The 12,206-nt window shown below is 48.7% G+C and carries 8 protein-coding genes; 4 read left to right on the top strand and 4 right to left on the bottom strand.

The annotated features are described in order from the left end of the window. Positions 1-46: 46 nt before the first annotated feature. From SGI98_00100 to SGI98_00090, 3 genes are all read right to left on the bottom strand, one after another. Complete coding sequence (locus SGI98_00100; GenBank protein ID MDZ4741803.1) at positions 47-1,168, bottom strand: LptF/LptG family permease; 1,122 nt, start codon at positions 1,166-1,168, stop codon at positions 47-49. A 118-nt stretch (positions 1,169-1,286) separates the two neighbouring features. Then, on the bottom strand, positions 1,287-3,299 hold the full coding sequence (tkt, locus tag SGI98_00095) for a transketolase (protein ID MDZ4741802.1): 2,013 nt from the start codon (positions 3,297-3,299) through the stop codon (positions 1,287-1,289). Between the two features lie 301 nt (positions 3,300-3,600). Continuing rightward, a complete protein-coding gene (locus SGI98_00090) occupies positions 3,601-4,449 on the bottom strand; it encodes a formyltetrahydrofolate deformylase (GenBank protein MDZ4741801.1) in 849 nt (282 codons plus the stop codon). A gap of 56 nt (positions 4,450-4,505) precedes the next feature. On the opposite strand from SGI98_00090, the gene SGI98_00085 reads away from it, so the two are divergent. The 4 genes from SGI98_00085 (at position 4,506) to SGI98_00070 (ending at position 11,331) form a co-directional block, all read left to right on the top strand. Next, positions 4,506-7,592 carry a PD-(D/E)XK nuclease family protein gene (locus SGI98_00085; protein ID MDZ4741800.1) on the top strand — a complete coding sequence of 1,029 codons (3,087 nt, stop codon included), beginning with the start codon at positions 4,506-4,508 and terminating at the stop codon, positions 7,590-7,592. Then, positions 7,585-9,972, top strand: a complete 2,388-nt coding sequence (locus tag SGI98_00080) for a UvrD-helicase domain-containing protein (protein MDZ4741799.1) — start codon at positions 7,585-7,587, stop codon at positions 9,970-9,972. Before SGI98_00085 ends, SGI98_00080 begins: the two co-directional genes overlap by 8 nt. Beyond that, the gene (locus SGI98_00075; GenBank protein MDZ4741798.1) at positions 9,973-10,737 is read left to right on the top strand and encodes a hypothetical protein; all 765 of its coding nucleotides are present in this window, start codon (positions 9,973-9,975) and stop codon (positions 10,735-10,737) included. It begins immediately after the preceding gene. Between the two features lie 66 nt (positions 10,738-10,803). Continuing rightward, entirely contained in the window at positions 10,804-11,331 is a 528-nt protein-coding gene (locus tag SGI98_00070) for a DUF5069 domain-containing protein (protein ID MDZ4741797.1), read from the top strand. A gap of 74 nt (positions 11,332-11,405) precedes the next feature. On the opposite strand, the gene SGI98_00065 is transcribed toward SGI98_00070, so the two are convergent. Next, a partial coding sequence (locus SGI98_00065) for a response regulator (protein MDZ4741796.1) occupies positions 11,406-12,206 on the bottom strand: 801 nt, incomplete at its 5' end.

Here is a 12,206-nt window from a genome sequence, read left to right as displayed (position 1 = left end):
TTTTCTGGTGGGCAATAATCCACTCAAATTAATTTCTCGCGAATATTTATAGCCGGTTCTGACGGTAAATGAGGTAGAGGCCGCAGGCGTTAAAAATGATATTCGGCATCCATAGGAGGATTTCGGGATAAAATCCAGGGATGATTTTTTGGCGGAGTGAGTCAGCCGCCAGTACAAAGACATAATAAACCATGGCGACAATGAAACTCAACAGGATGCCGATAGATTTTTCTGAACGTTGCATACGTATCCCGAGGGGAATCCCGATCAGCACAAAGGTGAAACACGCGAAGGGAAGAGATAGCCTTTTATGCATCTCTACTAGTACAAATCCCGATTTGTACTGGGGTTCCTTTGTGTAGAGTAGTTCTTGAACCAAATCCATGAAAGTGTATTCCATGATATTCTTATTTGTCTCTTTTTCCTTAACGATATCATCGAGCTTGAGTTCCAGTTCATATTGCTCGAATTTCCGTCCAAATTGGATAGCATTGAGATTATCCAAGTTCTCGGGATTCCTTTCCTCCATGCGGACGTTATTTAGTGAGAGAACTAAATTGTAAGAGTTTGGGGATGGGCGTTTGAGTTCTCCCCATTCAGCCCTGAGGTTACGCAGTGGGGTACCGTTATTGTCGAGTTGGTAAATATTGATTCCTTCCATCCGGTTTTTTTGTTTCCGGGTGACGTAAATACTGACCCCCTTGATCTTCTGGACAAAACGGTCCGTTTCAAACAAGGCACTGGGATTTTCAAGGGCGAAATTCGTGAATAAATTGCGAGCAGCCGTCTGGCAACGGGGTGCGACCTGTCCGTTGATGTAAATGCTAATCCCTGTGAAAATCATAGAGATAATCATAAAAGGGGCAATCACATGGCCCATGCTGATCCCGCAGCTGCGCATGGCGATTAATTCATTGTCAGCACTGAGTCGCCCGAAAATCAGCAATGTAGCTACAAGGACACTCCAGGGAAGGGAATAAGAAAGTAGGAAAGGGGTGATGTATCCGATGAATTGGAGGATCAGTGTGCTGGGGTAATCTTCATTCACGAGGAAGTCTAGGGCACGCCGCTGGACATTGACCAAAATCATGACAAAATTCAAAATCAATGCTGCGATGAATGTCTTACTGATAAACTCAGTTGATAAATAGCGGTATAGGATCAGCACGGGGAATAAACTAATGGATTTACTGTAAACGTGGCAAGTACGGCTTTACATTTTCCTGAAAAAGAAAAACCGCCTAATCCTGTATGGGAAAGGCGGTTTTTAAAAAATGTCGCTAAATTTAGAGGCTTTGAGCCACTTTGATCACATTTTCGGTGGTAAACCCGAATTCCTCGGCGATCCGTTTCGCAGGGGATGATGCACCAAAATGGTTGATCGTGATGGATTTACCTTCAGCACCGATGTAGCGGTCCCAACCAAATGGGGATCCAGCTTCGATGGCCAGACGTTTGGTCAGGTTCTTCGGCAACACTTTCTCGCGGTATTCAGCGGATTGAGCTTCGAAGAGGTCAAAGGATGGCATGGATACCACACGTGTATTACCGAGTTTCTGGGCGGCTTCCATAGCGAGGTGTACTTCTGAACCTGTGGCGATGAGGATGCGCTCAGGAGTGCCGATATCACAAACGACATAGGCACCTTTACGGACAAGGTCAGCGGGAGCGAATTTGGAGCGGTCAATAATCGGAAGGTTCTGGCGGCTGAGAACGATCACAGTCGGGGCATTTTTCCTTTCGAGTGCGATTAACCAGGCGGTTATTGTTTCAGTCGCATCTCCGGGACGCAGGACGCAGACATTAGGAATCGAGCGCAGGGATGAGAGCTGCTCAATCGGCTCATGTGTAGGACCGTCTTCCCCGACAAATATTGAGTCATGGGTAAAGACAAAGATGCTCTGGATGTGGCTGAGAGCCGCCAGACGGATGGTCGGGCGCAGATAGTCACTAAAGACAAAGAAGGTCGAGCCAAAAGGTATCAACCCACCATAATAAGCGATTCCATTTAAGGCCGCCCCCATCGCATGTTCGCGGATTCCAAAATGGTAATTGCGTCCACTGAATTCGCCGGTATTGACTGAACCGCATTCTTTGACAAATGTCTTTGTGGAAGGATGCAGGTCAGCTGAGCCTCCAAGGACAAAAGGAACATTGAGCATGATCGCTTTGAGTATCTCCCCACCAGCGGAACGTGTGGCAATGGGTTTGGATGGATCAAAAACGGGCATTTTGCTCAAGAGGTCACCGGGGATCTCTTTTGAAGCAAATTGCTTCCAGAGGGCGGCTTTATCAGCATGTTTCTGGCAATAGGTATTAAAGTTCTCAGTCCAGTGTTTATCAAGGCTGGCGAGTTCCGCCGCTTTACGAGTGTAGAAGTCTTTGACGACTTCAGGAACTAGGAAATGGGCATCTTCAGGCCAACCGATATTTTTCTTGGTTGCGGCGACTTCTTCCTCACCAAATGCGTCACTATGGGCACGTTGCGTCCCTTGATATTTTGGTGAACCCGCACCGATAACGGTTTTACCAATGATCAAAGTGGGTTTATCATGGCATTTGAGTGCACTATTCAGGGCGTGCTCGATTTGTTCGGGGTTTTCCCCATCAATATCGATCACATTCCAGTTATACCCCTCGAAACGAAGGCGGACATTGTCCGAATAGGATAAGGAAGTATTCCCTTCGATCGTGATATGGTTGCTATCATAGAAATAGATCATGTTATCTAGCCCGAGGTGGCCAGCCAGTGAGGCGGCTTCACCGGTGACACCTTCTTGGAGATCCCCGTCACTGACGATCGCATAGATTTTGTGGTCGATGATTTTGAAATCAGTGGTGTTAAAGGTGGCGGCATAGAATTTCTCAGCGAGCGCGAGACCGACACCATTGGCAAAACCTTGACCCAAGGGGCCGGTGGTGACTTCCACGCCCGGGGTGTGGTTGAATTCCGGGTGACCGGGGGTGAGACTTCCCCATTGGCGGAAATTCTTAATTTCTTCGATGGTCATCTTAGGGTAACCGAAAAGATGGAAAAGGGAATAAAGGAGCATGGAGCCATGTCCACCGGAGAGGACAAAACGGTCGCGGTTCGCCCAATGAGGATCGGCGGGATTATGCCGCATGAATTTAGTCCAGAGGGTATGGGCGTAAATTGCGCAGCCCATGGGCAGCCCCGGGTGGCCGGACTCAGCCTTTTGGACTGCATCCAAGGTAAGGGTTTTTATCGTATTTACACAGAGAAGGTCGAGATCCTTGCCTTGTGCGCCTTTGCCGAAATCGTTATAATTATCAGTCATAAATTCCTCTTCAATTTTTTTGTTTACTCAGTCTGTAGGGTATAGTCTGTCTGGTAGAAATGAACAAGCGCAGATTTTTGAAATCTCTGTGTCTTTTTTGTCCTGTTGAATCCGTGCGTATTTATTTTTCATAAAGTCTACCAAGAAACCGGAGTTTTTTAAAGTTTCCATGGATTTAGTCCATCTGTGCCATGTGGAAAAGGCAAGACTGGAGGCAATTTGGATAGACAGGAGAGGAAACGAATAAGGAAAATAGGGAGGATCCCTGTCCACTCATCTGATCTTATTTCATGGAGCGTACTTAAAATCGATAAACTTTGCCCCAGTGGACGTCGAGGCGTTTATTAACGTAGAGCTGGAGGGCTTTGACGAGGGTTTTACTTTCGAGTTTCTGGCCTTTGATTTTAATTTCCTTGAGGGAATCAGTCGGATCAACGGTGAATGATTCCTGCCAGATAATCGGGCCTTCGTCGAGATTGGTCGTGACAAAATGGGAGGTGACTCCGGCGATCCTGACCCCTTTTTCAAAGGCTTGCCAATACGGGCTGGCACCGGGAAATGCCGGTAAAAGGGAAGGATGGATATTGATGATTTTATTTTTCCAACGCCAGACGAATTGTGGCGAGAGGATTTTCATAAAACGGGCCAAAGCAATAAAGTCGGCATTATATTGGTCGACGAGCTCGATCATTTTATGTTCGGCGGCGAGACGGTCTTTGCCGAAAGGAACGTAGTGGAAGGGGAGTTTAAATTTATCGGCGAGGGGTTTAAGCAGCTCGTGATTCCCGATCACGACACAAGGATCGGCCTTCAGAGTCTTGGCTTTGATCGAAGCCATGATCGCCTCGAAACAATGGGGTTCCTTGGTAACGAGGATAGCTAGGCGTTGTCTCCGGTTATTCTCGACGATCCTGACCCGTATCTCCATCTGGAGCTCACGAGAGATATCCGTAAATCCTGCGCGCAATTTGCTTTCATCAAAATGAGCCTTTGTCCAGGAAGCTTGGAGGGACATACTGAATTGGCCGCTATTCACCTGTTCCTCAAGTGCTTCGATATTCGCACGTGTCTGGAATAGGAAATTGGTCACCTTCGCAATAACCCCGGTTTTATCTTTTCCAATAACAGTAATGGTTGCAAATTGCTTCATAAGGCCGAGACTTTGACAAATCCCTCAAAAACCGTCAACATTCCCTTTTACTGACCATGAGCCGAATCAGACTGCATCATTCCGAAGAATCGTTCCAAGCCATTGGCATGCTTGATGGGTTGCTGGGTAAAAGGGGACAAAATCCACTTGCCGCCCTCCAGAGCCCCCTTTGGATAGCCTGTCCGACGTTGGCTTCAGCAAATTGGTTAAAAAAAGAACTCCTAAAATCCGGGGCTCTCCTGCTAAACGTCCGGTTTATCACCCCTCCAACCCTGCGCAAATTGTTTGAAGGAATGGTTCCTGACCAGCCGACGGTGTTATCTTCGGGAGAATGTAAATTACTCGCGAGGACTTTCTTGAGGGGATCAAACCGTCCAGGGCTGGCATCGGCCCCACAGTTGATTATCGAGACAGTCCAAATGTTTCTGCGTTCCGGCCGAGGGGTATTACCAGAGGATCCGGGCCTGAGCAATTTGCTCACAGGATTTTCCCATGTGATGGAGCGGGGCGGATATGCCTTGTCTGAAAATGTGGACGCACGGCTAGCGACTCTTTCTCAGGTCTGCACGGTAGAACCTTTTGATTTGATCCTTTATGGGTTTGGCCCACGGTATTGGGATGAATGGAAGCTCCTCAGTGCCGCCGCGCAATTTGCTCGGGAAGCGGATATTTTCCTGACATTCCCGCGCGTGGTGGCAGAGAAACCAGGATTATGGTGGCTCTCCAGTTGGGAAGAAATCGCATCAGAGGATTCCAGTGTGGATTACCCGAGCAGTGGAGGATTTACTGATGAACTCGAATTAGAGAGGTTCAAACAAATTGCGGAATTCATCTCGGGTAATTACCCGACTGGGGCCGTCGGGCAAGGTGATCTTTTTCAAAGTATTGACCGGAATCCAGCCGGGTCTGAACCCGTTGTTTTCCACGTCGTACGGGATCAGTGGGATGAATCCAGAATGATTGCCGCCCAAGTGCTAGAATGGTTCAGTCTCGGGACGGAGGCTCCACGGATAGGGATTATCCTTTCTAATAACGCACCGCTAGCCCACGAGATCCATAGCCACTTTAAACGTTGGGGGATACCCTGTCGAAATGAATATGGAGTCCCCCGCGCCATGAGCCGGTCGCAGGAATTATGGTCGATCTGGCTTCGACTCCTCGGTGGGGAATTGCGTGCTGGAGATTTCTTGGGTTTCTACCGGATTGCAGGGGAAAGTCTTTGCCGGTGCCTTGAAACACCATTTACAAAAATCCAGGACATCGAGTCATTTCTTTCGGATGCGTTTGGACAATTACTCTCAGACAGGTTACGGGTGATTTATGCCGATGCCGCGCTGAGGTCAAAAATGCCGCTGGTACTCCGGAAATTCCTCACCCGTTGGATCGTTGAATGGGAATTGCCCGAACAGGGGGAATTCGACGACTGTCGCAAAAAGACCATTTCTGCCCTCGGCTTTTTACAGGAACTCCATCCAGATTCTGCTTTCCAAGAGAAAACATCAGAAATTATCCAGTTCTTGGAGTGCTTCGAGCGGAGCGGATTAACGACACTTTATCGGGACGATTTAATTTCTTACCTTGCAGATTATGCCGTGGCTGAGCTCGAATCTGTCGAGGGTGATCCTTTTGCCTATGTCACGATCACGACTCCGGAAAGGGCTGAATCCCAAAGCTGGGACTATCTCTTTTTGGCCGGGCTATACGAGGGACTCTGGCCACGGCCCCCACGTTCCCACCCGATAATCACGGATGAACTCTGTGAGAAACTTAATTTCTCAGCACAGAAACAGTCGCGTTCCGGTGAAGGCCAGTATTATTTCCCGTCCGACCGGAGTGCCTTGCTCTCCAGTCAGGCCCGACGGATGCTTGATAGGGAACAATTCCTTAACCTCGTGGCGTCGGCGAGGAAACAAATTGCTTGTAGCACCGCACGCACGGACCGGGTGAATAATAACCAACCGGTGTCTGCATCAGAATTTTTCCAGCGCGTGTATTCCTCCGTGAAAGGCGGGATCCTCGACGGGAAGACGCTGGACGCACTCCTGGCAAAAACAGATTCATGGGCGGAGAAGTTCCATTCGTATTTCCCGGGTGCACTGGACGCGGCACAGGTCCCGGATAAAGCCATCACCCACGTCCGGGTAATCTACGATCGCCGCCGGAATGAAGATTTACCCTTTGACGAATACTCCTATGCACTCCGGGAGTGTCCCGAGGAAATGGTGGTATTCAGTGCAAAGGATTGGCAGGCAGTCCGGCAGACCCCGGCAAAAATGTGGTATCAATGGCTGGGACTGAAGGTTATGGGGAAAGCCTTCGATCTGGATAGTGGCCTCCCTCTTTTCCGTGGTAGCCTCTACCATGCTTGGATTCAACAAATCCTCGCTGTTTCCAGTGATGAGGCCCTCGCCCTGCGCAAATTGCGCAGGATCGATCCAAATGCCGTGGGGGCATCTGCCCGTCAAACATTAGAGCGGCTTAGGAAATCTTATGAAGACGGAGGCGTGACTTTTCCGGTCCAGTGGGAATATGAACTTACCCGGCTCGAATGGGCTGCCTCACGGACTTTGAAAACCTTGGAATCACTTTTAGCAGGGAAATATTTCGGTTCGGAAATCAAGAAAGGTTCCCGTTCGCAGCTCATCACCGTTACTGTGCAAAATGCGCAGCTAAAGTCCTACGGAAAAACAGACCTTTTGATTTCCGATACGGCTGATCCGGTCGCCAGTCAGACTCTTCAAGTCATCGACTTTAAAACCTCCACCAGCCAGACATCCTTCGGGAATGCTAGAAATGCTAGCCTCCTGAAATCAGGGGATTATCTCCAGGTCGCCCTCTACGGGTTATTCTACCACCAAGAACAAAAAGATGGCACTATGAGCTGGTCTGTTTATAACCCCTTTTTCGGGGAGGGCCCGGATAACTCCATGCTGGAGGTGGAGCAAAAAGCGGGCTCCTTATTCAAAGTGCTGGAATCAGTCCAGATGAAGGGCATTTTCGGACAATTAGAAGTCATGGACGAGGACTTTGGGATTCCTGCGGAGTTACCCACAGCCTGTTTACCCGTGGAGAAGGCGATCTTAAAAAAACGTTGGGATAAAACTTTCGGGACGAGTGAAGAAGAGGAGGGGGCAGATGAATAGTATTCCTCCCGCCGACCAAGCCCAAAGGGACCGGTTCATCTCCGATCTATCGACGAATTTTTCCGTACAAGCTTCCGCTGGTGCGGGGAAAACGACGGCGATTATCGACAGGATCGTTTCATTTGCCTTGAACCCGGAATTCCAAGCAAAGATGAAACAGTTGATCGTCGTCACTTACACGGTAAAAGCCGCGGAGGAACTCCGCCAACGGGCGCGCCTGAATATCCTCGATCAAGTCGCCTCGCAAAAGGCTGGGCTGGAAGATGTGAACCGGATCAATCAGGCATTCTTCGGGACAATCCATAGTTTTTGCGTGATGCTGATGCAACGTTTCGGATTCCTCGTGGGTTTATCAGTGAGTGAAAGTGAGCTGGGAGGTGTCGAGACGTTTTGGTCGGGATTCCTCAGCGACCTGCACCGGGTAAAAAGCATGATTGAACCGGGCAAAAGAAAGACCCTTTACCGGGTGAGCGACTTTGACACTGTGGCGGAGCTTGCCGTCAAATGTGCCAAAGCCAATATTGATTGGGCCGAATATTTAAAGAAGTATCCGCTGACCGAGGCGATACCCTCATTTCCGCAATTAGACAGGAATTGCCTGGATACATTTGATCACAGTAATGCCAGGTCACTCGAGACCATTAATAAGAGGCGTTCCGTCTGGTGCGAGTTTTGTCTCCAGTGGAATGACTCTGATATTCCATTTGTACAGGTGCCTAAACCTGGAAAGACCGGGGGGGGGGCGGAATTTTTCGAGGCCTATCAGAAAGCCCTGAGCCTACCAAATGAAACCAAAGAACGTGCGACCTTAGTTTTGGCCATGGAGATGGCGGCGCAATTTGAACAATGGCGCTGGGACAATGGCAAACTTACTTTCCAAGATCAAATCAACGGGGCTTTGAGGATTTTTCAAGATATTGAGGCTGCACGAGTCGTCCGGAATGAAGGATATTCTATACTGCTGGATGAAGCTCAGGATACGGACCCGAGACAATTCGAGCTTCTCATCCAGTCGGTGCGCCCTGTGGAGGCCCCGATTGACTCTCTCTTGGTGTGTGCGGAGGGATTCCCCGGAGGCGGACGTTTTTGCATGGTCGGGGACATGCAGCAACTCATCTACAGCCAGCGTTCCAGCCTGGATACCTACCGCCGTTACCATGGATTACTGACGGATGCTTCACGCAGTGGTGCGGAATTAAAATTCACGGTGACTTTTCGTTGCGGCAAAGCAGTCATTGATTTTGTGAATGAAGCATTTGTCCGGATTCTCGATGGGAAAGATGGTCAGGCCTCCTTTACCCCGCTCGAACCCAAAGATGGTGCCTCACAGGCACAGGTATATTGCCATGGACTCGTAGCCGACGAGGTATTACCTGAAAAAATAACGACCGAAGTGCTCGGGCTCTATGAGGCGAGGAAAATAGCGGCGTGGATCAAGGAGTCGGGCATCAAAAGACTCAGGGCGAGGTCTTGGAGTGAGGTGGCTCTTCTTTTGCCACGGAATAATTGGTTCTCCGCATTTGCTCAGGCGTTTGAGGAAATCGGCATGTCCTGTCAGCTAGCTTCCGGTCGTGAGAAATGGGTGCTCCAGCCCGCCTTGCGTTGGTCAGTGGCTTTGCTGAAATGGGTTCTACGCCCTGATGATGAATATGAACTGGCCGGAATACTCCGGGAAGTTTTTGCCATTTCTGATGAAGAGATATATTTGCAAATCAAAAAGGGTGGAGGCAAGGGGTCATTGCTGGATAGAGGAGAAGAGGGAGGGAGTTCATTATCGGATGCCGTACGCAAATTGCTCCGGATCAGGCAGGAGATTCAAAACGAAGCCCCCGCGACTCTTTTTGAAAAGCTCAGTGAAGGAGTGCAACTTGCGCAGCGCTTGGCGGTTTTACCTTCCGGGCGGGCACAGGTTGATCATTGGAAAAAGATCCGGCTCAGTGCCAATGAAGCCGCTGCTCAAGGAATGGGGCTGGAAGAGTTTATTGACCAGCTCATGAATCCCAGCGATGAGCGGGTCGCTGAAGAGGAGAAAAATAAAGAAGCCATCCAGCTTTATAGTATGCACATGTCAAAGGGCTTAGAATGGGATGCTGTGGTGATGCCGCTTCTAGGGCGTGGAGTGGGCCAGAGAAATAATATTTATCCAGAAATCCAAGCCAGTGTTTCCGGTCCCGTCCGATTGATCAGTCGGGAGAGCGGGGTGGATTCCGGTAGTGACCCGGACACACGGTTCAGGAAGGAGCTGGAACGCCTGACCTATGTGGCCTTGACCAGGGCGAGGAATACACTGGTGCTCGTCGATGATTCTGCCCTCGTAAAACTTTTGAAACAAAATCAAGGAGTCAGTATCACTGATATATTAACCGGGAGGATCAGTTAAATGGCACCGCGTAAAGATCCTAAACCGGTCAGAATCTCCCTCGCGCAGGCTTATTCCGCGCAATTTTCTCCTGATCTGTCTTCAGATAGTCCGGATGGGGAAAAAGATATGCCCGTCGTTGCTGTCGATAAATCTATACCCTCCCTTTTTACAGAAGAAGATTTTGAGCGTGTGAAACAATTTGCGGGGAATATCCCGGGCAAATTGCTCCCGAGTACCCATGAGGAAAAGACCCCTGAGCGTAAGTCAGAAATCCCCATTGACCCCAACGCAGGTAAACTGGCTTTAGAATATGGAAATTGGTGGCATGTGACCATGCAGTTTTTTCCATGGAAAAAGGATGCAGAGCAAATTACTCGTTACAGGGATGAGCGATTAGCTGTAATCGGTGAAGGGGGATTATTGAAGAAACGTGCGGAGCGGGAGCTCGACCTCTTTATGGGCTGTGAACTCTTTAAACAATTGTGCTCACCTAAAAGTATCGTGGCTCCGGAGATACCCTTTAGTCGTTTGATCGGACAAAAGGGGTTGCAGGACGGGATTATCGATCTTGTCTGGCTGGACGAGACCGGGGGAGTCCATTTGATTGACTGGAAAACAGATTATTTTGGAGGGAGGGTGCCTGTCGGCCAAGAGATTGACCAGGCCACGGATTATTATCGGAGCCAGTTAACCGCTTATCGTGAGGCATTAGAGGGCTTTGGTTGTGGGGTTAAAGATGTCTCTATTTATTTCACGGCAGCTGGAATTGTGCCCAAGCTCTAAGTGCGCGGCTGGAAATGAACCTATCTACGTTTTGACAAATGCATGGTTTTAACTCAATTTCGGGTTATGAAAAATTATGATTACCAAAAAGATCTCGAGATAGTCTGGAATAAAGCGGTCGAAACCTATGCCGCTGGTAACCGTGATGCGGATACTTTTTTTTCGCCTGAACAAATTGTTTTTTTAGATTCAATCGGCGTGAGCGCCCGTGAAGTTTTTGATTTTGCTGAAGATTATCACTCTGGTAAAGAGCCTGATTTAGCGACTTTCTTGATGGTTCATCATCTCCGCCGCTCCTATTTTCTCGAAGTGCAAAAGGGGGTTCGGAGCACCAAACGTGTTCACCCTTCAGACCTTCCTCCAAAGACCGAAGAAACCCGAGGAATCGTTTGGTTAGCCCGGATCATGCCGAAAGCCTTTGCCAAACTCCGTGGGGAAATGGATCCTGAACTCATGTATGGTTGCGGCGGAGACCGCCGGTTCTTCAAAGAAAACGATATCCATCCAGCGGAATTCCTTATGGTAGCCTGGCTCAATGAATCCACCCCCGAAAAAATCATCGACTGGGTAGAAAATCGACGTTCGGCAAAGTAACTCCATCCACATTTTTGTGAAATTTCCCCGTTTTCCAGACAAGGGGATGATCTCAAGATTGTAGATTGTGATAATTAAAATGAAGAGGGATTATTATCGCTGTAGGGTTTTATCAAGGCCTTTTTCTTGGCTTGATTCTCGGCCTCAAATATATCGCGGAATTCATATTGCAAGACATAGATCATGATTTTCAAGGAGAGTTCAAATGGCGAGAAAGGTTTGCATACCAAGTCATTGCCGCCAGAAGCCAGGATTTTTGTGCAGGCCACGAAATTATTCACTCCGGTGATAAATATGACGGGAGTGAGAATATGCCTGTGGATTTTGCGGATACGACGGCAGAGGTCGTCGCCTCTTATTCCTGGCATCATGATATCCAAGAGGATCAGGCTAAAATCATTTTCTTCGAGAAGTTCGATGGCTACTTGGGCATCGGCCACGACGAGGGCATTTAGATCGACTTTCTGGACAGTGGCATGGATGAGGCTCCGGCTCAAGGCATCATCATCGACGGCCAGGATCGATGGCAGGAAGATACCGGTATTTAAGTCACTTTTGATTTTCAGTAGGACGGTGATTGTTTCAATGGCCTGATAAATGGTTCTTTGAAGGGAGAGATTTGGTCTAATCGTTCCCATGGCGACATCAAGGAGGACTTTCTCGGTGATGCCCGCGAGACGTGAAGGGCGGATAAATCCGGCAAGGGAGGCATTACTCGAGATTTCAGATAATGATTTAGCCAGTCCTAAAATTTTTTCTTTGTCTTCGATCATGCTCTCATTGGACTGGAAATATCGGTTGATTTCCTTAATCCATTCAGGCGAACGATTCGAAAATATCTTTTGGTACTCAAGTTGGAGTTGATAATCCTCATC

It is taken from the genome of Verrucomicrobiota bacterium (assembly GCA_034440155.1).
In the GTDB taxonomy this organism is placed as follows: domain Bacteria; phylum Verrucomicrobiota; class Verrucomicrobiia; order JAWXBN01; family JAWXBN01; genus JAWXBN01.
This window is presented reverse-complemented; position numbering and strand designations above follow the sequence as displayed.